General features: G+C 33.2%; 21 protein-coding genes. 16 read left to right on the top strand and 5 right to left on the bottom strand.

The features are described from left to right. The first annotated feature begins 1 nt into the window (after position 1). Entirely contained in the window at positions 2-829 is an 828-nt protein-coding gene (locus X928_RS08365) for a PHP domain-containing protein (RefSeq protein ID WP_103079324.1), read from the top strand. A 112-nt stretch (positions 830-941) separates the two neighbouring features. After that, on the top strand, positions 942-1,778 hold the full coding sequence (locus tag X928_RS08360; RefSeq protein WP_169926360.1) for a DUF368 domain-containing protein: 837 nt from the start codon (positions 942-944) through the stop codon (positions 1,776-1,778). Between the two features lie 2 nt (positions 1,779-1,780). Here the strand turns inward: X928_RS08360 and X928_RS08355 are convergent, their stop codons facing one another. Beyond that, positions 1,781-2,341: a 2'-5' RNA ligase family protein gene (locus X928_RS08355; protein WP_169926359.1), complete on the bottom strand. Its 561-nt coding sequence runs from the start codon at positions 2,339-2,341 to the stop codon at positions 1,781-1,783. Between the two features lie 32 nt (positions 2,342-2,373). Between X928_RS08355 and X928_RS08350 the strand changes: the two genes are divergently transcribed. Next, entirely contained in the window at positions 2,374-2,613 is a 240-nt protein-coding gene (locus X928_RS08350) for a hypothetical protein (protein ID WP_103079321.1), read from the top strand. 9 nt (positions 2,614-2,622) lie between these two features. Here X928_RS08350 and X928_RS08345 read toward each other — a convergent pair whose 3' ends face one another. Further along, positions 2,623-3,168: an HD domain-containing protein gene (locus tag X928_RS08345; protein WP_103079320.1), complete on the bottom strand. Its 546-nt coding sequence runs from the start codon at positions 3,166-3,168 to the stop codon at positions 2,623-2,625. A 12-nt stretch (positions 3,169-3,180) separates the two neighbouring features. Continuing rightward, a complete protein-coding gene (locus X928_RS08340; RefSeq protein ID WP_103079319.1) occupies positions 3,181-3,489 on the bottom strand; it encodes a hypothetical protein in 309 nt (102 codons plus the stop codon). Positions 3,490-3,866: 377 nt separating this feature from the next. Between X928_RS08340 and X928_RS08335 the strand changes: the two genes are divergently transcribed. The 4 genes from X928_RS08335 to rd all read left to right on the top strand — a co-directional run bounded on the left by X928_RS08335 (position 3,867) and on the right by rd (position 6,910). Beyond that, the gene (locus X928_RS08335; protein WP_103079318.1) at positions 3,867-5,681 is read left to right on the top strand and encodes a heme NO-binding domain-containing protein; all 1,815 of its coding nucleotides are present in this window, start codon (positions 3,867-3,869) and stop codon (positions 5,679-5,681) included. A 152-nt stretch (positions 5,682-5,833) separates the two neighbouring features. After that, positions 5,834-6,328: a rubrerythrin family protein gene (locus X928_RS10355; protein ID WP_103079343.1), complete on the top strand. Its 495-nt coding sequence runs from the start codon at positions 5,834-5,836 to the stop codon at positions 6,326-6,328. Positions 6,329-6,359: 31 nt separating this feature from the next. Next, positions 6,360-6,713 (top strand): class II SORL domain-containing protein, encoded by a 354-nt coding sequence (locus X928_RS08325; protein ID WP_103079317.1) that lies wholly within the window; start codon positions 6,360-6,362, stop codon positions 6,711-6,713. A gap of 32 nt (positions 6,714-6,745) precedes the next feature. Beyond that, positions 6,746-6,910, top strand: coding sequence for a rubredoxin (gene rd, locus X928_RS08320; protein WP_103079316.1), 165 nt, complete (start codon positions 6,746-6,748; stop codon positions 6,908-6,910). A gap of 13 nt (positions 6,911-6,923) precedes the next feature. Here rd and X928_RS08315 read toward each other — a convergent pair whose 3' ends face one another. Then, on the bottom strand, positions 6,924-9,386 hold the full coding sequence (locus tag X928_RS08315) for an ATP-dependent Clp protease ATP-binding subunit (RefSeq protein WP_169926358.1): 2,463 nt from the start codon (positions 9,384-9,386) through the stop codon (positions 6,924-6,926). A 281-nt stretch (positions 9,387-9,667) separates the two neighbouring features. Here X928_RS08315 and X928_RS08310 point away from each other — a divergent pair, with 281 nt between their 5' ends. The 4 genes from X928_RS08310 to X928_RS08295 all read left to right on the top strand — a co-directional run bounded on the left by X928_RS08310 (position 9,668) and on the right by X928_RS08295 (position 16,552). Then, entirely contained in the window at positions 9,668-12,424 is a 2,757-nt protein-coding gene (locus X928_RS08310; RefSeq protein WP_169926357.1) for an ATP-binding protein, read from the top strand. 242 nt (positions 12,425-12,666) lie between these two features. After that, positions 12,667-13,026 (top strand): response regulator, encoded by a 360-nt coding sequence (locus X928_RS08305; RefSeq protein ID WP_103077220.1) that lies wholly within the window; start codon positions 12,667-12,669, stop codon positions 13,024-13,026. Between the two features lie 22 nt (positions 13,027-13,048). Next, positions 13,049-15,808 carry an isoleucine--tRNA ligase gene (gene ileS / locus X928_RS08300; RefSeq protein WP_103079313.1) on the top strand — a complete coding sequence of 920 codons (2,760 nt, stop codon included), beginning with the start codon at positions 13,049-13,051 and terminating at the stop codon, positions 15,806-15,808. Between the two features lie 90 nt (positions 15,809-15,898). After that, positions 15,899-16,552: a TIGR00153 family protein gene (locus X928_RS08295; RefSeq protein ID WP_103079312.1), complete on the top strand. Its 654-nt coding sequence runs from the start codon at positions 15,899-15,901 to the stop codon at positions 16,550-16,552. A 52-nt stretch (positions 16,553-16,604) separates the two neighbouring features. On the opposite strand, the gene X928_RS08290 is transcribed toward X928_RS08295, so the two are convergent. After that, complete coding sequence (locus X928_RS08290) at positions 16,605-17,597, bottom strand: S-layer homology domain-containing protein (protein WP_169926356.1); 993 nt, start codon at positions 17,595-17,597, stop codon at positions 16,605-16,607. A gap of 108 nt (positions 17,598-17,705) precedes the next feature. Here X928_RS08290 and aspS point away from each other — a divergent pair, with 108 nt between their 5' ends. Genes aspS through der form a run of 5 tightly spaced genes read left to right on the top strand, consistent with a single transcriptional unit; the run spans position 17,706 to position 24,024 of the window. Continuing rightward, a complete protein-coding gene (gene aspS / locus X928_RS08285; RefSeq protein WP_103079310.1) occupies positions 17,706-19,505 on the top strand; it encodes an aspartate--tRNA ligase in 1,800 nt (599 codons plus the stop codon). Then, a complete protein-coding gene (gene cmk, locus X928_RS08280; protein ID WP_103079309.1) occupies positions 19,489-20,169 on the top strand; it encodes a (d)CMP kinase in 681 nt (226 codons plus the stop codon). The genes aspS and cmk overlap by 17 nt, the downstream gene beginning before the upstream one ends. Beyond that, positions 20,159-21,013 carry a 4-hydroxy-3-methylbut-2-enyl diphosphate reductase gene (gene ispH, locus X928_RS08275; RefSeq protein ID WP_103079308.1) on the top strand — a complete coding sequence of 285 codons (855 nt, stop codon included), beginning with the start codon at positions 20,159-20,161 and terminating at the stop codon, positions 21,011-21,013. The genes cmk and ispH overlap by 11 nt, the downstream gene beginning before the upstream one ends. Further along, positions 21,013-22,608 (top strand): S1 RNA-binding domain-containing protein, encoded by a 1,596-nt coding sequence (locus X928_RS08270; RefSeq protein ID WP_245857214.1) that lies wholly within the window; start codon positions 21,013-21,015, stop codon positions 22,606-22,608. Before ispH ends, X928_RS08270 begins: the two co-directional genes overlap by 1 nt. Positions 22,609-22,641: 33 nt before the next feature. After that, complete coding sequence (gene der / locus X928_RS08265; protein WP_103079306.1) at positions 22,642-24,024, top strand: ribosome biogenesis GTPase Der; 1,383 nt, start codon at positions 22,642-22,644, stop codon at positions 24,022-24,024. The last annotated feature ends 4 nt before the right edge of the window (positions 24,025-24,028 follow it).

The following is a 24,028-nucleotide window of genomic DNA, read 5'->3' as shown; positions in this document are numbered from 1 at the left end:
AGTGAAAGTTGATTTTCATACTCATTCAACAGGATCCGATGGGAGTAACACTCCTGATGAATTATTGAATCTGGCCTTAGAAAAAAATATAGAATATCTATCTATCACCGATCATGATACCCTTGATGGAATAAAAGCTATAGAAAACTTTCCAAATTTAAACAAGTTAAAATTCATTCCTGGAGTAGAAATAAGTGCAGAATTCCTGAACACTTTACACCTTTTAGGATACGGCTTTGATATCAAAAACAAAAGGTTAAATAAGGTTTTAGAAGACCTTCAAGAGTACAGAAAAAAAAGAAACGTTTTGATGATCGAAAACATGCAAAAACTTGGTTTTCAAATTTCACTTGAAGAACTAAAAGAAGAAGCAGGCGGAGAATTGATTGGTAGACCACATTTTGCTTCTTTAATGGTGAAAAAAAATTATGTAAGCAACAAACAAGAGGCTTTCGATAAGTATTTAAAGAAAGGTGCACCTCTTTACTTAGATAAAAAAAGGTTGGATCCAAAAGATGCAATATTGTTAATTAAAGAAGCTGGGGGTGTAGTTGTTTTAGCGCACCCTTATCAAACAAAACTCGATGAACAAAACCTAGACAATCTGATTAGAGAGTTAGTAGATTATGGATTAGACGGCATAGAAGCTTATTATTCCTTGCACACCAAAGAAATGATCGAAAGATATAAAACCCTTGCCAAAAAGTATGATTTGTTTATTACTGCTGGTTCGGATTATCATGGAACAAACAAAACAGGGATAGAAATGGGGATTAACATCAGCAAAGAAGAATTAGAACCTTTTTTAAATATTTTAAGGATGCTTTAAGATTTTCTACATATAATAGGGTTAGAAAACAATAACCCCCAATAAAATCCCCAACTTATCCCGCTTTATGCGGGGTTTTTTTTATAAAGAAATTTATTGAATGGAGGTATTTATGAAGAAAAAAAATCTTTTAATTCCGTTGTATGGTGTTTTCATGGGTATTTCTGATTCTATCCCTGGGGTTTCAGGGGCGACGATAGCTTTGATACTTGGCATTTATGAGAATTTCATATCTGCATGGTCTTTTGTTTTTACCAATTTATTTAATTTCAAAACTTTAACGAAAAGTCGGGAACTTAGATTTTTGATCATGTTGTACATAGGCGTTTTTCTTGGAATGTTCTCAACCTTGGGATTTATAGACTTTTTAATAAACAACTATCAAACAAGTGTCTTCTCTTTCTTTTCAGGTTTAATTATCGGTAGTATCTTTTTTTTGGGATCTGATCTATTTAAAAATGTTGATTTCAAAAATACCCATAAATCCAAATACGTTTCTTTTTTTATTTCAGCCGCTATTGGTTTTTTAGTTGCCTTCTATATTTCAGGGGCACAGTTTTTATTAGAGCAACACGGATTTTTAATAATCTTTTCGTCAGGATTTTTGGCTATTTCTGCCATGATCGTGCCGGGGATTTCCGGTGCCTACGTTCTATTACTTTTGAATCAGTATTCATACATAGTAAAAGCAGTTAATGATTTTAATTTCTCTGTGCTGATAACCTTTGTTTTAGGTATTGTGCTGGGATTGGCTTCTATGAGTAGATTACTGAAATGGGTATTGGATAAGTTTTACCTCGCTACAATGTTTTTTTTGATGGGACTGATGGTTGGAGGATTGAGGGCCCCCATTTCAAAAATAGAGAACTTTGTTAGCTTTTTAATATTTGGTTTAGTAGGAGCTACGGTAATTGTAATTATTGAAAGGTTTGGTAGAAACAATAGATAATTTTACTTTTTCCTCTTTCGCCGTTTCGGAATGCCAAAAGTTTGATCAATTTCAACCTCTTTCCCTAACTCTCTGTGAACTAGGGAAAGAGATTCCAACTTTATTTGATATTTTAACTTTTTATCAGACAAATAACTAGTAATCTGTCCAATATTCTCTTTATTAATATCTTCTACCGCTAAAGTTATATGTGGAAACCAATTATCTGGAGAATAATAATCGTTTAACTTTGACTCATTTACGTTGACCAAATTCCAAAGGTATTCGTGAAAGTTCAAAATTTCCTTTGTCGGTTTTACAGGGATGTACAATGTTAATTTTTTGCCGGTAAATAAGGCTACACCTTCCGTTTTTATGGTTAAGGAATCTAATTCTTTGGTCGCCTTTTTGAGTAACTTGTTTAAATCGTTAACTTTATACTCCTCAGCGACACTCCAAGTTATATGAGGGAAAGGCACGTTATTTTTTACCCATTTAATATCAAAATTCTTGTCCAATTCATTCCAAAGTTTTGTTATTTTGTTGTAAAAAGGCTGAGGTAAAATAGTTAAAAGAGACTGCACTGTTATCACCTTTTTTAGTGGGAGGTTTAAAGATGAGCTACAACAAAAAACGAATCGTGAAGTTTCTTATCTATTATTTCTCTATTTCTGTTGGAGTTCTTTTAATATTCTATTTTTGGTTCACAAAACTTTTTTGGTTTTCTCTAGTTACTTGGATTTTTGCCACATTTGGTGTTGTTTCAATTTCGTTTTTCACTTTTATGAACCTAAGAATCGTTGAACTTCAAAATGAATCAAAAGATGTAAATGATAAAAATAATAAAGATGAATAATAATATTTATCATTCTAAGCTCAATTCATCTTTTATTCGAACCATACCATCAATGGCTATTTTAAAGAAATCGTTCAATTCGATATCCAGCTTGGCTATTTCTTTTATTTTTTCTCTATCCGCTCCTCTTGCAAAAGCTTTATCTTTGAATTTCTTTTTTAACGATTTTACCGATAACTCGGCTATATCTTTGTTTGGTCTGACCAAAACAGCGGCAACGATAAGCCCAGAAAGTTGATCTGCAGCATATAGGGCTATCTCAATATCTTTTTCTAACTCTTTTTTTTCATTATGTGCCAATATAGCGTTTTTTACATCTTGATCAACCTCGTCTCCAAGCATTTCAACAGTTTTTAACGCATGATTATCTGGATCGTCTTTCGTTTCTTCATAATCCAGATCGTGTAGTAAACCGGTGATTTCCCATTTTTGCTCATCTTTGTTTAGATGTTTTGCTAATTCCTTCATAATGGCTCCTACGGCAAGAGAATGAGTGAACAAATTATCCGTTTTTAAGTTTTGCTTTAGTAACTCTAGGGCTTCTTCTCTAGTCAAAAAAATCACTCCTTATTCAAATTTATTAAAAGCAAATTTAAAGTAATAATAAAAGATTAATACAGTAAACAAAATAGCTCCAAAGATGATCCATAAACCGATTACCACGGGTGGTGTTGTGGTAAAAATTAATATCAAACAAGCAACTAAACCAAAAAATAACCAAAACATGATCTTCAGATTATGCCATATTTTATTTAATTTTTCTTTCAGTTTAGAATTTTGAAAAAGCAGATCGTCCAAAGTTTCTCTGTTTTCTTTATTTTGTTCTTCTAATAGTTTTATCCTATTCTCTAAGTCTTCAACATTATTCTTAGCCATCCTTTTTGAGTACCTCCTTTGAAGAAAAACGGATTTTTGTATTATTTTAAGTATTATACCACAATCTTTTAGAGTTCAAAGGTGTTTCGTGCAATAAATAAGCTTTGCTCAAACTTATTAACCGATCAATTAGTTGATTGGTGCATTTCTCAAATATACAAATTAGTTGTGCTCTATTTTTTAATAATTAAATAACTAGAAAAAATATGGTATAATTTAAGGACAAAAAGATAAAGAACTTTTATGCTTCTGGGCGGGCTACAGGGAAAAGGCAAAGAGCTTTTATCCTTATGGGCGAGCTGCGGGGCGAAGGGGCGCTAAAGCAGGTTTTAGAGTTTCTAAAGTCATTATAAATACTGCACCTAGGAGGGGATTTAATGAAAGGAATGATCGTTGAAACATGGCTGGAAACATGGAAAAATACATATGGAGAAGATTATGTGAATCAACTTTTAACTGAAATAGGAATTCCAGAAAACAAACATTTCTCTCCTTTCGAAGATTTAGAAGATTCTAAAGTGTTTAAACTTCTTGATTTAATAAGTAAATCAACGAATAAATCAAAAGAAGAGATCATGAAAGAATTGGGCAAAAAAAACATTTATACCTTCAAAAAATATTACCCCAATTTTTTCAAAAAAAAAGGACTTCTCTCATTTTTGTCAACCATGAATGATGTTCATAAATCATTGACAAGGAGAATAAAGGGGGCTAAACCTCCCGCCATTGAATTTGAAATCATCGATAGCAATTCCGCGTACCTTACCTATCGATCTTTCAGAGATATGAGATACTATTTCCTCGGGCTGTTGGAAGGTTCAGCTGAGGTTTTTGGAGAAAAAATTGAATATGAGATTGTTGATCAAGGAAGCACTGACAAAGGCAGCTTTCTAAAAATAAAGTTAGAGAGTGAGAAACCCTATGCAAAAATTAAGAAGGCAAGGTTTTTTGTAGCAATGAGTTTGTCATTAATGAAAATGTTTTTTACTTCACTTACCTTCTATACGATAATCATAGTCTTTTTATTATCTTGGCTTTTCACCTGGATTTTAGGAAACCATTGGTATACTTTTTTAATTACAGGTATTTTATCTGGAACGTTTATTTTTTCCATGGGTAATTATTTCAAACGATTATTTTCTTCTTCCACAGAAGGGTTACAAAATTTAAATAACCTCGAATATGATAAACCGGTACTATTAAAAGGAGAGAAACTGCTCGAAAAGCATTCTTTAGAAATTGATAGTTTGAGAAGCAATTTTAATGGAATTTTTATTCAGCTGACGGGGGATATAGAAGAAATAGAAACCTTTACAGGAAAAGTTGGAGAAAGAGCTGAGGAGATGAAGGAAATAAGTGACTCAATAGGAGAATTAGTTGAACAGGTTGCTGTAAGCTCAGAACAAATCGCTCAAGATGCCGAGTCCATATCAAATGTAGTTGAAGTAAATGTAAATACTATACAAAGTATCATATCCAGAGAAAATCAAATGGTAGACTCTTTGGAAAATGCAGTCAAAAGAATAAATGCTTCCTCTTCAAAAGTGGAAAATTCCTCAAAAGAAATAGAAAGTATGAGCGAAAGGTTCAATAATTTGGTAAAAGAAAGTGATAAGTTAGAAGAGGATACTCAAGAAATTCTTAAAGTCGTTGATACGGTGAAAGGTATTGCGGATCAAACTAATTTGTTAGCCTTAAATGCGGCAATAGAAGCATCAAGAGCAGGAGAAGCTGGCAGAGGATTCGCTGTAGTAGCTGACGAAATAAGAAATTTAGCAGAGGAAAGCAAAATAGCTGCTTCACAGATTGATAATATACTTAGCAGAATATCTTCAGGTATTGAGCTGTTAACCAAAACTGTTGAAAAAGAATTTAAATCAATGAAAGAAGGAGCTAATAATCTAAGAATTAGTTCTCAAGATAATAAAGAATCTGCAACTAATATAGAAAATATTTCCAAAGAAATCCGCGAAATTTTAGATGAATTAAGTAGCGAAGGGGTTAAATTGGAAGATTTAACAAAAAACACCCAAAACTTGTTAGCTATATCTGAAGAAGGTTCGGCTACTTCTGAAGAAATATCTACTTCCGTCAAAACGTTTGTAAATAACATAAAAGAAATCCTACAGAACATAAAAGAGGTGGAAGGATTTATTTCTTCCCTTAAAGAAAGCTTATCTAGTAATACGTGATCTTTTATTTCATAATTATTTTATTTTATTCATCTTTTTTTAAAACTTTCATGTTATAATTTACTTCGGATTGTGCTTTAAGGGTGTTATAGAATTTTTAGATGAAGAAATAATTTTAATGAAGGGGGTAGATAACTTTGGTAGAAAGACAAATGACGAGGCAGTTTTTGGAAGATGCCTTTTGTGGTGAATCTAAGGCACACATGAGGTATTTGATTTTCTCTGCTGAGGCCGAAGAAAAAGGGTTGAAAAATCTTTCCAGGATGTGGAAAGCTATTGCTCATGCTGAGTTTGTTCACGCGAGGAACCATTACAGAGCTTTGGGTTATATAGGATCAACAGAAGATAACTTACAACAGTGTATAGACGGGGAAACCTTTGAAATTGAAGAAATGTATCCCGTGTACAATAATGCAGCTAACTTTCAAGAAGAAAACGAAGCGGTAAGGACCACTCATTTTGCCTTGGAAGCAGAAAAGATACATGCCGAGTGGTACAAAAATGCAAAAAAGGTTGCAGAACAGGGTAAAGATGTGGAAGTTGGTAAAATCTTCATATGTGATGTCTGTGGTTATACCGTAGAAGGAGAAGCACCAGAAAAATGTCCTGTTTGCGGAGCTCCAAGAAGCAAATTTGTAGAATTCTAATTAAATTTTTTAAGAAAGGGGATGATTCTTTGTGTTAGGTGACGTAATTAAGATTAAAGATTTCAAAAATGAAAAACATGTTCCTACAATCGATTGTCCAGACAATGTTCAACCTAACGAGGAGTTTGAAGTTGATGTACAGGTTGGTAAGGAGATTAAACATCCAAACACAGTAGAGCACCATATTGAGTGGATAGATCTTTTTATACAATACGATGATGATCCAAATACCGTACATGTAGGCAGATATATGTTCGGACCTGTTGTGGGGGAACCTCATGTAAAAGCAAAAATAAAGTTAGCAAAATCAGGAACATTGATTGCACTCTCTCATTGTAATATTCATGGACTTTGGGAAAACACCAAAAAGGTTTCTGTAGTTTGATTTTAGAAAATATTAAATAGGGGTTGATAAGAATGAAAAAATATAGATGCACTATTTGTGGTTATATATACGATCCAGAAGTAGGAGATCCAGATAACGGCGTAGAACCTGGAACTTCTTTTGAAGATTTACCGGATGATTGGACTTGCCCCGTTTGTGGTGCTGCTAAAGAAGACTTTGAACTACTCGAAGAATAAAAAAGGCGGGATGTTAATCCCGCTTTTTTAATAATTCTCCAGCAGCTTTTCTTATTTCTAAATTTTCATCATCTTTTGAGTCAACTATGACCGTATCTCCTTCTTTTATAGTATCTTCGATGATCATATTTGCCAAAGGTGATTCGATTTTTCTTTCTATAACCCTTCTCAACGGTCTGGCTCCATAAACTGGGTCGAATCCTTCTTTTGCTATAACGTCCTTCGCTGCTTCAGTTATTTGAATGCTGATATGCTTTTCTTTCAACCTTCCTTCTAACCTTGAAATCATTATATCGACTATTCTCTTTATCTGAGAGATACTCAAAGGTTTGAATACTATAATATCGTCCAGCCTGTTAATAAATTCGGGTCTAAAGGCCATTTTTACCTGGCTCATAATTTCATTTTTTGTGTTTTCATAAGATTCTTCTTCTGTTTCTCCAACAAAACCAACACTTTTTTTGGTTTTATTTAAGAACTCTGAACCTAAGTTAGAAGTTAATATTATGATGGTATTACTGAAATTTACGGTTCTACCTTGAGAATCTGTTAACCTTCCATCGTCTAAGATCTGTAACAATATGTTGAATACATCGGGATGAGCTTTTTCAACTTCATCGAATAATACTACTGAATAGGGCCGTCTCCTGATTATCTCTGTTAATTGCCCACCTTGTTCGTAACCTACGTATCCTGGTGCCGCACCTACTAACCTAGAAACGTTGAATTTTTCCATGTATTCACTCATATCTATCCTGACCAGTGCATCTTCGGTTCCAAAGAGTATTTCAGCCAATGTTCTGGCTAATTCGGTTTTTCCAACACCAGTTGGTCCAAGAAACAAGAAAGAACCAACCGGCTTTTTAGGATCTTTCAATCCTGCTCTGGCCTTTTTAATATGATCTGCTACGGTGTTAACCGCTTCTTCTTGGTCAACTAGCCTGGTGTGTATTTCATTTTCAAGATTGGCGAGTCTCTTCTTTTCATCTTCAACCATTCGTGTAACAGGGATACCCGTCCATTCTTGTACCAACGAGGCTATTATATCTTCATCTACTACATTGCTTATTTCACTTTGTACTCGTTTGGCAGCTTTTTGTGCTTTTTCTAATTCCTTTTGAAGATCAAAATATTCTGCCTTTTTTTGAGACGCTTCTTCGTATTTCTCCTCTAAGGTTAGTTTATTAATCTCTTCCTCTAATTTTGACATTTTCTTTTCCAATTCTCTAATTTTTTCTGGTTTGGCTGAGTTTCTAAGCTTTACTCGCGCACATGCTTCATCTATCAAATCTATGGCTTTATCTGGTAAAAATCTGTCATTAATATACCTATGAGAAAGATTTACTGCTCCAATTAAAGCTTCATCCAATATTTCGACCTTGTGATGCTTTTCGTACGTTTCTTTTATACCTTTAAGTATTTCAATAGCCTGTTCAGGGGTAGGTTCTTGTATATACACTGGTTGAAACCTTCTCGCTAAGGCTTTGTCCTTTTCAATGTATTTTTTATATTCTTCATACGTTGTTGCTCCAATAACCTTTATTTCACCTCTAGCTAAGGCTGGTTTCAAAATATTTGCTGCATCCATTGCATTTCCTTCAGCCACTCCAGCACCTATTATATTGTGCAGTTCATCGATAAAAAGAATAATTTCATCGCTTTTATCTTTTACTGTATCGACGACTGATTTAAGCCTTTCTTCAAACTCACCTCTAAATTTTGAACCCGCCAGTAAAGCAGCCATGTCTAACTGTAAAATTTTCTTATTTTTTAGATAAGAAGGAGGATTTTCTTCTACTATCATTTGTGCTAAACCTTCCACTACAGCGGTTTTACCAACCCCAGCGTCACCAACTAAAACTGGGTTATTTTTGGATTTTCTGGATAATATTTCCACCATTCTATTTATTTCTTTTTCTCTTCCAATGACAGGGGTAAGTTTTCCTTTTTTAGCCTCTTTGGTTAAATCAATAGTGAATTTTTTCAAAGGATCGCCCGCCCCTGATTCTATTTCTTCGTCTCCGTTTTCTAACATTTCTTGTAGCTGTTCTCTAATCAAAGCCTCTGAAGTATAAGCGGACAACAGTTTGGACGCGTAAGATGTACCTTCCATTAAAATTCCTAATAATAAGGCTAGTAAAGGAATCTTTTTAAATCCCATCTTGTCGGCTTCTGATTTAGCTATTTGTAAAGCGTTTGCTAAACTAGTTGATAGATATATACCTTGTGCACCACCATAAGACATGGAGTAATATACTCCCATTTCTTCAGATAAAGCTTCTTCAAGCTTGATTTTTATAGAATTAATATTGGCACCTTGAAGAGCTTTTTTCACATTTTCATCTTCAACATTTAAAATTGCTAACAATAAATGCTCAGGTTTAAGAATATTCCCTCCTGAATAACCTAGAACATTTTGAGCTTGTTGAAATGCTTTCAAAGATTTTTCAGTGAAATCATTCGGATTGAATCTCATTATGTCACCTCCAACTATTTTACGTAATAAATTATTTTATCACTCGTAACTTTTAACTGCTAATTCTATTTTCATTATATCCTTTTCAATGTAAAATGTCAAGAAAAAATTTTAAATTTCTGTTTTAATTGAATTTCTTTTATAAAATTGCTCAATATATAGATCACTTGTCATTAGGCAATTATTCCATTATTGAATTCACAATATATTTTTATCCTATTTTTAAGCATTTTAGTGTTATAATTAAAATGAAAAAGATAACACATCGGAGTGTGGAATTTATGATGAACGATATTTTAAATATTATATACAATGATGATCCTCAACATCTTTTAAAATCAGTTTTTAAGGAAGTATCTTCCCAATTGAAAGAAACGATTGGTAAAGATAATATAATGTTTATCTATCAATCAAGCAGAGAGGTTTTTAAAGCTTTAGCTTCTACAATTGATAAGTTTGAGAATGTAAAAATATATGTACGTGGAAACGAAGAGTTAAAAACCAAAATTTTTTCAAATGAAATCGTATCGATGAATCTACAAGATGATACTTTACAGGAAAATTCAAACAGCATCGATAAAAAAGAAATATTTTTATATCCAATTTTTTCGGAAGAGTCCTTAATCGCAGCCGTCGGATTATTTGATAATAAAATTGATAAGGATACTTTCGACCAACAATTTTATTATTACGTGGCATTGATTAACTTGATTATAGAAAAACTGAGAATTAAAGATTTGGAAGACAAAGTAATTTTAATGGAAGAACTCACCGACATTATAGAAGAAATTACACAAGAAGATGTAATAATTAATAATGTATTGAAACTTCTAAAAGATTCACTATCTGCAGAAGGCATAGTTTTCTGGGAACTTCAAGAAAATACGCTGGAGCTTAAATATAAGCTAGGTATAGATGAAAACTCAATCATCAGTAAAAATATTACTTTAGAAAATACCCTCGAAGGTAAAGCTATAAAAGAGAGAAGAAGTTTTATGATTGTTGGACGAGAAAACTTTCAAAATTATTTTATCCCTTTTAAAATAGATCTCAAATCTTCTATTTATTCTGTTATAGAACAAAATAATGAAGTTTATGGTGTTTTAAGTGTTTATAACAGAGAAGAAGAATACTCATTTAGAACTTACAAAAATTTTGATGAAGCGGATTTCCACGTTTTTTCTGATACCGCTAAAAGGTTAGCCTTTTCTATTCACAGAATAAATTTATATAACAAACTTCAAAATGAAGTTAGTAAGTTGACCGACCTGAAAAAGAGTTATGAGCAACTTATTGAAAAACAAAAAGAACACTTAGATATGATGAATGCGTTGGACAAGATATCTCAAGCTATGAGATCTGTTTACGATAAGAATTTAGCAATAAAAATAATGCTTTTAGGCTTAACTTCGGGAAGAGGGCTTAAATTTAACAGGGCTCTTTATTTAGAAAAAGACAAGGTTAGGGGATTCCTAGTCCCAAAAATATGGGTTGGTCCAGATACAGAAGAAGATGCTAACGAGATTTGGAAAGAGGCTAACATTCAGGCTTTAAAATATGGAAACGTCGTTCAATACCTGAAAGAAGAAGCCGTCAAAATACCCACAAATAATAAACTAATTCATAGTTTACAAAACAAAGTTTTAGCATATAAAGGACACCCTATTTTAGAAAGAGTAGTTGAAAAAAAGCAGGTGTTACATATTGTTCCTCAAATGTTGGAAATTAAATGGGAAGATTTAGAAGATATATACGATATAGTTAAAATAAATGAGTTTCTAATTTTTCCAGTTGCTGGGATGGTTGAAACTAAGGGTGTAGTTATAGTCGATAACAAAATAAACAAAAAACCCATCACCAGTATAGAAATTGAAATTGTAAAATTATTTAAAGATAATATAGGATTAGCTTTAGAAATGATAGAAAATTATCAAGAATTAAAAGAAAAAACGTTGCGATTAGAAGAACAGAAAGATTTGATGGATTACTATAGGAGGTTTAAAGACAATATCTTACAAAATTTAGCTGTCGCAATTGTTGTGGTTGATAGAAATGGAAAAATAAACGAATGGAACAGAAAAGCAGAAAATTTTTTCTCCCGACCAAGAGAAACCATGATCGGAACAGCTATTCAAGGTATAACAGATATAATAGGGGAAGAAATAATTGAAAAAATTAAAACCATTTATGAAACTAGAAATAATATCAAATTAAAAAATTATGAAGTAAAACTTTCCAATACAAAGAAAATTTTTGATATTCAATTATCTCCTTTGAGAAATGAAGATTTAGGAGTTATCGAAGGTGTTATAATTGTTTTTGATGATGTGACTGAACTGTACAACCTTCAAAAAGAAATGGAAAAGCGAGAAAGACTTGCTGCCATGGGAGAAATGACCGCTAGAATAGCTCATGAAGTGAGAAATCCTATTACGGTTATCGGCGGATTTTTAAACAGAATAGCTAAAATGAATAAAATGGATGATATTCAAAAATACACTCAAATTATTAAAAAAGAACTCTCTAGGCTTGAACATATAGTAAATGAAATCTTAGAATACTCTAGAGGAGGTAAAATTAACCAGATTGAAGAAGTCAATTTAATAGAAATCATACGCGAAATAATGTTGATGTATGAAGATTTTATACAACAAAAACACGTTATGGTGAACACTGATTGGTTAAAGGAAGAGATCGTAATAAAAGTAGATAAAGATAAAATAAAACAAGTATTGTTGAATTTAATAAAAAACGCTTTAGAGAGTGTTAATAATAATGGAAAAATTGATATAAAAGTTGGATTTACTGATGAAAATAGAGTTTTTTTCGAAATAACCAATGATGGACCACCCATACCACCAGAAATTAAAGAAAAATTATTCACCCCTTTTCTTACAACAAAAAGTAACGGTACGGGACTGGGTTTAGCCATTTGTAAAAAAATAATAGAAGAAGAACACAAAGGTAAAATTTATTTGGTAAAATCTGACGATACTGGAACTTCTTTCAGATTTGAAATTCCAACAGGTGAAGAGTAAATTATTATATAATTTAGACTTTATGGGCCGAGGGGTAAAAGACAAAGAACCTTTATCCTTATGGGCGGGCTGCGGGGCGAAGGGGCGCTAAATCGGATTCGATATTACTTACATAGACACTTTAGAAATAAAGTAATTTTCAAAAATTAGATTTAGATTTTTAAAAGGTTACAGGGCGAAGCCCTCTCCCACCCATCTGGGCGATGTGAGGGAAAAGATAAAACTTTCTAGGAGGGGTTAAGTTGTCTAAAGTACTAATAGTGGATGATGAAGAGAACATAAGAACTTTAATAAAAGAAGAATTGGAAGAATCTGGTTATGAAGTTATTGCGGTAAGCAATGCAAAAGATGCACTGGAAACGTTAGAAAGCGATAAAGATATAGATATCATATGCACCGATATCGAAATGCCTGATGTAAATGGTTTAGAACTCGCAAGTGAAATCAGAAAAAGGTATCCAAATAAAAAAATAATATTTCTCACAGCCTACTCACATTATAAAAGTGAGATGGCATCATGGGCAGCAGATGCTTACGTTGTAAAATCAATGGATTTAACTGAAATAAAAGATACTATCGAAAATCTTTTAAAAATTCAATAATATTTTATCGGAGGTGCGCGTTTTGGATTACAAAGATACAATCAATCTTCCAAAGACATCATTCAAGATGAAGGCAAATCTGAAAGAAAAGGAGCCTCAGATTCTTCGAAAATGGGATAATTTAAATATTGCCTACTATCTCAGGAACAAAAGAATAGGGAGGAAAAAGTTTGTTTTACATGATGGTCCACCGTATGCCAACGGAGATATTCATATGGGGACCGCTCTTAATAAGGTTTTAAAAGATATAGTCTTAAAATACAAAACATTGAGAGGTTTTGATGCACCTTATGTTCCCGGCTGGGATACACATGGTCTTCCTATAGAACATAATGTAACTACTAAACTTGGAGATAAGGTAAACACGTTGAATAAGTCGGAAATTCGAAAATTATGTGAAGATTACGCTATGAAGTTCGTAGACGTTCAACGAGAAAGCTTTAAAAGGTTGGGGGTAGTGGGTTTTTGGGATAAACCCTATTTAACTTTGAATCCAGAATATGAAGCCAAGGTTTTAGAGATCGTTCGTACTTTAGTTGACGCTGGCAACATCTATAGGGGCACAAAACCGATATATTGGTGTACAGAATGTCAAACCGCTCTAGCAGAAGCGGAAGTTGAATACCACGATCATACATCGGACTCAATTTATGTAAAGTTCCCTCTAGTTGGAGAAAATAATACATACGTGATCATATGGACAACAACACCTTGGACCTTACCAGCGAACGTAGCTATTGCTGTGCACCCTAATTTTGATTACGCAAAAGTGGAAGTTAGAAACGAATATTGGATAATGGCTAAAGAATTGGTTGATAAAACTATGAAAGAAGCCGGAATAGATGATTATAAAATAATCGATACGTTTAAAGGATCAACATTAGATGGGGAAAAAGCTAGACACCCTTTTATGGAGAGAGACAGCCTTTTAGTACTTGCAGATTACGTTACTTTGGAAGAAGGTACCGGATGTGTTCACACTGCCCCAGGGCATGGGATGGAAGATTATATAACAGGTACAAAGTACAATCTTCAAGTAATATCTCCAGTAGATAGTCAGGGATATTTCACCAACGAAGCTGGAAAGTATAAAGGGATGAAAATTTGGGAAGCAAACAAAGAAATCATAAAAGATCTAAAAGAAAACGGATTTCTCGTTCAATCAGGAAAGTTAACTCATTCCTATCCACATTGTTGGCGTTGTAAAAATCCTGTTATCTTTAGAGCCACTCCTCAATGGTTTATAGACCTTGAAAAAAACAACTATCGTGAAAAGGTATTAGAAGAGATAAAAAAAGTAAATTGGATTCCAAAGTGGGGAGAAAATAGAATCTCATCTATGGTGAGAGAGAGACCTGACTGGGTAATTTCAAGACAGCGTGCATGGGGAATCCCCATACCAGCTATTAAATGTGAGGATTGTGGTGAGACAATTTTAGACAGTAAAATTTTAGACCACGTTATCGAAATTATAAAAAAAGAAGGGAGTAATGCGTGGTTTGAAAAAGAAGCGAAAGAACTTCTACCGAATGATTACAGGTGCCCTAAATGTGGTGGTTCCACTTTCAAAAAGGAAGAAGATATCTTAGATGTTTGGATCGATTCCGGATCTTCTTTTGAGGCGGTTGCAAATTCTCGTGAAGAATTAAAAAAATTCCCTGTAGACTTATATCTTGAAGGAAGCGATCAACATCGAGGCTGGTTCCAAAGTTCTATATTCTTAGCTGTAGCAAAACATGGAATAGCCCCTTATTCATCTGTTTTGACTCATGGCTTTATAAAAGACGATGAAGGAAAGAAAATGTCTAAATCCTTGGGGAACGTAGTCAATCCAAAAGACATTATCAACAAATATGGAGCGGATATATTAAGATTATGGGTTGCATCGGCGGATTACAGAATGGATATAAAAATATCTTACAATATCTTAGAACAACAGGTTGAAACCTACCGTAAACTTAGAAATACTATAAGATTTTTGCTGGGTAATATAAATGATTTCAATCCTGATGAAGATTATGTGGATTATGAAGAGATGTTAGAAATAGACCAATGGGCCATGATGAAGTTACATAATTTGATAAAAAATGTCACTAAAGCGTATGACAACTACGAATTTTACAAAGTGCATTACCTTATAAACAACTTTTGCACTATAGATATGAGTGCTACTTACTTGGATATAATAAAAGATAGAATATACGTAGAAGGGAAAAAATCTAAACTCAGAAGATCGGCTCAAACCGTTTTATATGAAACCGCTGTGGCATTAAATAAGATGATTTCACCCATATTACCTTTTACAGCTGAAGAAGTTTACGATCATCTCAATTATTCAAACAAACATGAAACCATATTCGCTGAACTATGGCCCGAATACAAAGAAGATTTTCTCAATGAAGAATTAGAAGAAAAGTGGGATAAAATTTTTGGTTTGAGAGAAGATGTTTTAAAGGCACTTGAAGAGAAAAGAAAAGAAAAATCTTTGGGAAATTCTCTAGATGCCAAGGTTATCGTTAACCTAAAAGACGATACCTTAAGGCAAATTTTATCTCAATACGATAATAACTCGATAGCTGATCTATTGATAGTATCTCAATTTGAATTTGGTAATGTCGATGATGGATTTGAGGGAAGGTACGCTACAATTAAAGTCGCCAAAGCAGAAGGGAAAAAATGTGAAAGATGTTGGAAAGTGGATCCTAATACGGGAAAAGACCCTGATTTTCCAGGTGTTTGTCCGAGATGCGCAAGAGTACTAAAAGAAGAAATAAATGCATAAATTCTAGGATGTGCTGCATGGCAAAGGAACACAAAAACAATGTTTAGAAATTCTAAAAGCAGTATGCTAAGGTAGGTGAGGGGGTACATCATGAAGCTTTTTTTTGGAAAAAAGGAAGAAAAAGTAATAAAACTTTTTTCTAAACATTTAGAAAAAGTCGAAGAAGGAGTAAACTTTCTCACAGAATTAGTAGAATTGTATGTAACGAATGATATGGAAAAATCTGAAGAATTGTCAAAACAAATATCTAAGATAGAAAGCGAAGCTGACACATTAAGAAGAAAAACTGAAAGTGAAATGTATGAAGGAGCCTTTTTGCCAAATTTTAGAGGAGAGCTTTTAGAATTAATAGAAGCAGTTGATAAGGTTATGAATAAAACACAAACCGTTTCAGAAATCTTGGTTTTTCAAAAGCCAAAAATCCCCAAGGATTTTAGAGAAAATTTTTTAGAACAATGTGGATTGGTAAAGAAAACCTATAAATTCTTGAAAAAGTCTATAGAAAACGTATTCGAAAATATAGAAAAAAGTGGTGAATATATTCAAAAAGTTGAATTACACGAACATGAAGAAGATATCTTAGAGAAAGATTTAATAAGAAGATTGTTTGAAATAGATAATCTTGAATTATCCGAAAAATTGCAGTTAAAAGATCTTTTTTTACAAATAGGAGATATCGCTGATAGGGCTGAAGATGCTTCTGATAAATTAGAAATTATAGTCTTAAAAAGAAATATTAAATAAAAATATCGCTGGTCGAAAAAACCAGCGATATTTTATACCAAGGTCGTTATTATTACATAAAGTTCATTATAGCAAAGGATAAACCTGCGGAAATTACCACCGAGATAATAATATCTAAGAAGTTCACTCCTCCACCAGCACCTTCAGCTATTTGTTTTACATCTGTGACCTCTTGAGATAGCTGGTTGACACTGCTTTGAACGGTTTGTAAGTTTTGTGATAATTCAGAAATAGATTCGGAATTGTTACTTAATTGAACACTCAATTCGTCAGTATCGTTTTTTAACGAGGTAAAATCAGTTTTATCAACTTTAGAATCTATCTTCGAATTCAAGTTAGCCGTTAAAGCGTTTAATCTCTCCAAATCTTGGTTGACACTAGAAAAAGAGTTTTCTAAAGTACCAACTGAATTCTTTAACGACTGTATTTCTTGATCGTAATTAGCCACCGTTTGAGAAAGATTTTGATAATTACTATTCAGACTTTCAACGGTGTTTTCCAAACTGGTAACTCTGCTATCTAAGTTCCTAATGTCAGTTTCACTTACAGCAGGCACGGATATGGCGTTAACCGTTCTTTCTAATTCATCTATCTTTGTGGTAGCATAACCAAGCAACTCATAAGAATTCTGTAGTTCCTTCACCGAACTATCCAACCTCGAAACGGAGCTCTGAAGACTAGAAAGATCACTTGTAACAGAGTTTAATTTTGTTTGAAGTTGTTGTAATTCTGATGATGAAACCCCTTGTGGTACAGATAAACTACTTACAGTCTTTTCCAGATTTGCTAAATTTTGGGCTAAAGGTTCAACCATGCTTTGTTCAACGTAATCAATCGTTCTGGACAAGGCGACAGTCAGTTGATACCTGTTCATGTTTTCTAATCCTTTAAAAGTACCATCGGGGTAACCCTCAATTATGCCAATACTAGAAAGTCTTTCAACTGCGTCATAGGCCCAGTGATTGATGGGAACATCTTTAAAAGATTGCGAAAATACTCCTAAAGCCAAAAATAAAAATAGAAACACAATACCTACCTTTTTCACTACACACACCTCCTGAATTTTAAAATTTTAAGCATTTTTGCTGCTATCGATTTTATTTTATCACAAAAAGTGGTAAAATAAGATGAAAAAATATTGGAGGTGTTATTTTTGTTCCAAAAAAGAACTCACACTTGTGGGGAATTAAACGAAAACGATATAGATAAGATCGTTGTTTTAAACGGCTGGATAGATAGGATTCGTGATTTAGGAGGAATAATCTTTGTTTTGATAAGAGATAGATACGGTAAAACTCAGGCGGTTTTTGATTCAAGCGATAACAATACGCTTTATCAAAAAGCCTTAAAATTAAAAAATGAATACGTTGTTTCTATTCAAGGAAAAGTTAGACCACGTCCTGAAAAAGATAGAAACCTAAATATGTTTACTGGGGATATTGAAATACTTGCAACAAATTTAGAAATACTTTCTGAATCTGAAACACCGCCAATATACGTCAACATAGAAGAGGATATTTCAGAAAATTTGAGGTTAAAATATAGATATTTGGACTTGAGAAAAGAACGAATGCAAAAGAACATAATAGTTAGACACAAGGTTATGAAAAGCACAAGAGATACGCTAAGCGCTGAAGGTTTCTTGGAAATTGATACCCCTTACTTAACAAAATCAACACCAGAAGGTGCAAGAGATTTTTTGGTTCCTTCTAGATTAAGACCAGGCAATTTTTACGCCTTGCCTCAATCTCCACAACTTTTCAAACAACTACTGATGGTATCAGGTTTTGATAAATATTTTCAAATAGCTCGCTGTTTTAGAGATGAAGATTTTAGAGCTGATAGACAACCCGAATTCACACAGATTGATATAGAGCAATCTTTTGTTGAAAAAGAGGATATATTTGCATTAACTGAAAAATTAATTAAAGAAATATTCAAAAAGTCTATAAATTACAAAGGATTAGAGACCCCCTTTCCAAAATACACCTATGATGAAGTGATACAAAAATATGGTTCAGATAAACCTGATATACGGTATGGTATGGAATTTATCGACCTAACAGCATATTTTCAAAATACAGAAACTAATTTTATAAAAAATGGGATAGATAAAGGTCTTATATTAAAAGGTTTTGTTGTCCCTGATAGGGCTGACAATTTTTCCAGAAAAAAATTTGATAACCTCACAGAGTTCGCAAAAGAACAAGGAAGCTCTGGTTTGATATGGATCGCTTTTGACAAGGAAATAAGATCAAATATAAAAAAAGCTGCAGCTAAAGAGATTAATATCTTAGTAGAACGTGGTATAATGAAAGAAGGTGACGTTTTATTCGCTATTTTAGAAGAAACAGATAAAATAGACCAGATTTTAGGACAATTGAGGATAAAAATGATCAAAGAAGAGTTCGAAAAAAAATCTGGGTTCAGTATAATTTGGGTTACTGATTTTCCAATGTTTTCTTGGAATGAGGAAGAGCAAAGAATCGTAGCAGAGCATCACCCCTTTACTATGCCCAATTTAGATGATTTAGCTAAATACGAGAATAAAGACCCTTTAAAAATCAAATCTCAATCTTATGATCTTGTAATAAATGGTTATGAAATCGCAAGTGGTAGCATTAGGATACACAAAAAAGATGTACAAGAAAAGGTGTTTGATGTTTTAGGCTTGAGTAAAGAAGAGGCACAAGAGAAATTTGGCTTCTTATTAGAAGCTTTTAAATATGGTGCTCCTCCTCACGGAGGTATAGCAATTGGAATGGATAGATTGGTGAGCATACTGGTAGGAGAAGAATCCATAAAAGAGGTTATTGCATTCCCAAAAACAGCTTCTGGGACCGATCCCATGACCAATGCTCCATCAGAAGTCAGCGAAAAACAATTGGAAGAATTACACCTCGCTTTGAAAAAAATAAACGAGAGTGAGAAGCAAAATGACTCAAAAAGCTAAAAAAATAAAAATTGCTATAGATGGCCCGGCAGGATCAGGAAAATCTACGATCGCAGAAAAATTAGCTAATATACTAAAGATAAATTATCTAAATAGTGGAGCTTTATACAGAATTATTGGTTATTACCTAAATGAACAAAAGATGGACCCAAAAGATTCAAAAAATATAGAAAATATTTTAGAAAAACTTAACATTGAAATAAAAAACAACCGTTACTTTTTAGACGGAGTAGATGTGACCACCACCATTAAAGATTCAAAAATCGGTGATTTAGCTTCCCTTTATTCCCAGAATAATATTGTCAGAAAAAAAGTTAATGAGATAATAAAACAAATTGCCGAAAAAGTCAGTATAGTGGTTGATGGAAGAGATATAGGAACTGTAGTTCTCCCCGATAGCGATATTAAAATCTATCTAACCGCTTCTTTAGAAGAAAGAGCTAAAAGAAGATGGAATGAGGAAAAAGGGGAAGAAGCAAATATTTCTTTCAACGATATACTGGAAGAAATAAAAAGTAGGGATTACAATGATTCAAACCGTTCAATAGCTCCACTAAAACCGGCGCGAGATGCGATAATTATAGATACTACTAATCTGTCCATAGAAGAAGTCTTGCAAAAAATACTAAAAATTGTCGAAGAGAGTGGTATTTATGGAGATTAATGTAGCGAAAAGAACCGGTTTTTGCTCAGGTGTTCAACAAGCGTACAATGAAGTTAAAAACTCCATTGTTGACAAAAATAAAATTTATATTTACGGTGAGTTGGTACACAATAAAAAGGTAATAGAAGAATTAAATAGAGCAGGTGCAATAACTATAAAAGGATTAGATGATATACCCGAAGATTCCATAAACGAAACGGTAATTATAAGAGCCCATGGTATTTCAAAGGCTGAGAAAGAACTTTTAGAAGAACGATTCTCTAAAGTTATTGACATGACTTGCCCAATAGTTACAAATTTAGTAAAATACGTAGGGAACAAACAAAAAGAAGGATTCTTTGTTGTCGTGTATGGAAAACCTGATCATCCAGAGATACTTGGGCTTAAAGGAAATGTAGATGAGAATAAATTGTTAATAACACTTTCTCCAGTGAAAATATCTCAAAGGAAGATATTGATAGTGTCACAAACAACCATGGGCGAAGAAGAATACAAAAATTTTATAGTCAGTATACTTACTATTAATTCTTTTACGGAGGTGTTGATAAGAGATACTATTTGTTCTGAAACTGTCTTAAGGGAAAAGGAAACACTAGAACTTTCTCAAAAAAGCACGTTAATGTTAGTTATAGGCGGAAAAAACAGTTCCAATACTCAAAAATTGTATCGTATTTCAAAGAAATATTGTAAAAGGACATACCATATCGAATCTCTTGAAGAACTTAAGGAAATAGTTATCTCTTCACAAGACAAAATAGGAATAGTTACTGGTTCATCCACACCAACATCCCAGTTAAACAAAGTGTTGGAGTATCTAAGCCAAAAGAAGGAGGATCTTTCATAATGGAGGAAAAAACTTTTGAAAAACTTTTGAACGAACAAGAGATAAACGAAGTAAAAAAAGGAAAAATAATTGAAGGAAAGGTATTTGAAATAAATAGCGATGGTATATGGGTTGCTTTAGAAGGTGCAACAGGAGATGTATTTGTAAGTCAAGGAGAACTCATAAAACCACTTCAAGAATATCAAGAAGGTCAAAAGATAGTAGTAGAAATAACTAAAACAAATGATGCTGAAGGATTAAACTTTGCCTCTGAAAAAAGGGCTGTTTGGAACGAAACTTTGAACAAGATAAAAGAAGGAGAGAATTATCCGATTATTTTTAAAAACAAGCTAAAAAAAGGCTACAGCGTACTGATCGAAGGTATTGTCAACGCATTTCTTCCCGGTTCACTATCTTTATTAAGACCCAAAGATGATTTACCTGAAGGAGAAAAAATGGCCAAAGTTATTTCTAAAAATGGAAAAAACATAGTCGTATCAAGAAGAGATTATGTTGAAGAAAAAATTAGCCAAACTTTCAATGAATATGAAGAAGGAATGGTAATCGATGGTGTTGTAGAGGATATAAAAAATTTTGGTGCCTTTGTAAAATTGACCGATCATCTGAACGGCCTCATACCAGCAAGTGAGGTTAGCTGGGACGAAAAGATCTCAATAAAAGATTATCTAAAAGTGGGTCAAAAAGTTAAAGCACTGATAATAAAATTGGACAGGGAGAAAAAAAGAATTTCACTATCACTTAAACGCATGAAAGAAGATCCCTGGAAAACAGTGGACGAAAAGTATCCTGTAGGAAGCATTGTTCAAGGTTCTGTGACCAACATATTACCTTTTGGTTTTACCGTTAAGATTGACGAAGGTTTAGAAGGTTTGGTTCATGAAACGGAAGTATTTTGGGGTAGGAAGGGTAGGATAAGCGATGTAGTAAAAGTTGGAGACGATGTTCAAGTTAAAATATTGAATGTAGACAAAGAGAATAAAAAGATTAATCTAAGTTATAAGCAAGTTTTAGGAGATCCATGGGAAACCCTAGAAAAAACGTACAATGAGGGAAACATTGTTACAGGAACCGTCGAAAAGGTTCTAGATAACGGAGCAATTATAAAAATAGATGAAGGGATCACTGGATTTTTACACGTTTCAGAACTTTCATGGGATTTTGTAGACGATATTTCTACGGTTCTTCAGGAAAAACAAAAGATCAAAGTAAAAATAATAAAAATAGACAAGAATAACAGAAAGATGAGACTATCAGTTAGAGAAACAAAAGAAAATCCTTGGAAAAAGGCTTCACAGGAGATAAAACCTGGTGATACTGTTAAAGGAAAAATAATCCGTTTTTTAAATAAAGGGGCAATAGTACTCATCGATGATTACGAAGTAGAGGCTTATCTACCTGCAAGCAAGGCTTCTACAAATTCAAAAAGTCTCGAGGAAACATATAGGATTGGAGATCAAATAGAAGCAAAAGTCTTAGAGATCGGTCTTGAAAATGAATTTAAAAGAGGAAATATGATTATAAGTGTAACACATCTAGAAGAAGAAAGAGAAAAAGAAGAAGCGCTAAAAATAATGAATGAAATGAACGAAGAGTAAATAGCTTCAATGAAAAACAAGAGGTGGAATAACATGCAAAACCCGACGATTCTCATAATTGGAAAACCAAATGTGGGAAAATCAACATTATTCAACAGAATGATAGGTGAAAGAAAATCAATAGTTCACGATATGCCCGGTGTAACGAGGGATAATATATTCGCCACAATCCAATGGGACGATGTATCTTTTACAATGGTTGATACGTGTGGTATATTCGAACAACCGGAAGATAATATAGAAGAAAGACAGAAAAAAATAATTTTTGAAAGTTTAAAAGACGTATCTTTGGTAATATTTGTAATCGATGGAAAGATTGGACTTACCTCAGAAGACTATCATATTGCAGACTACTTAAGAAAGTCCAATTCAAAGGTTATATTAGTTGTTAACAAGGCAGAGAATTTCGAAAAATACGAGCTGGAGGTAAAGCCAGAAATATACTCTCTAGGCTTTGGGGAAGGAATCCCTGTTTCCGCCGAACACAACAGAAACATTTTTACTTTAATGGATACTATCGCAAACACTTTAAAAACTTTTGGTTTAGATTCGGTAGAATCTGTTGATAATGAAAGTGGTAATAAAGAAATAAATGTTTCTATCGTTGGGCGACCCAACGTTGGAAAATCTTCTCTTTTTAACAGCATACTTGGTTCAGAAAGAGCCATCGTTTCAGAAATACCTGGAACTACCCGAGACGCCATTGATCATCTAGTTAAGATTGGCGATAAGACTTTTAGATTCATAGATACAGCTGGAATGAGGAAAAAAAGCACAGTTCATTATGGAAGTATCGAAATGTTTTCAATATCAAGAACGATCAAAGCTGTTGAAAAGTCAGATGTAGTAATTTTAGTGGTTGATTCAACAGAAGGCATAACCCATCAAGATAAAAGCATTATAGGTATTGCTGAAAAAAGAGGAAAGGGAACGATTATAGCGTTTAACAAGTGGGATCTAGTTAGACACAACCACAAAAGAAAAGAAGAATTTTTTAAATATTTTGAAAAAGAACTTTACTTTGTAAATTACAGTCCATTAGTATTCACATCTGCACCTAAAAGATGGGGGATTCAAGAATTAATAACTGCCATAGAGGATGTCGAAACATCAAGAAACAAAAAAATCCCTACAAGTGCGTTGAATGCAGCCTTAGAAAAATACACACTTGTTACTCCACCACCAATTAAAAAAGGGAAAAGAATCAAATTTTACTATGCTACACAGGTAGGAATTAGACCTCCTGTTTTCGTATTCTATTCAAATTTACCATACGATATACCAAAATATTATCAACAAGGTTTGAGAAACATGATAAGAAATTATATTGATCCATTTACTGGTTCACCTATATTTTTAAAATTTGAAGCAAGAAAAAGCCAAAAAACAACCAACACTAAACAAAAAACACTCTGAAATT

Origin of the sequence: Petrotoga miotherma DSM 10691 (assembly GCF_002895605.1) — a bacterium.
GTDB classification, from domain to species: domain Bacteria; phylum Thermotogota; class Thermotogae; order Petrotogales; family Petrotogaceae; genus Petrotoga; species Petrotoga miotherma.
The sequence above is the reverse complement of the archived record's forward strand: the minus strand, read 5'-3'. Positions and strand labels throughout refer to the sequence as shown.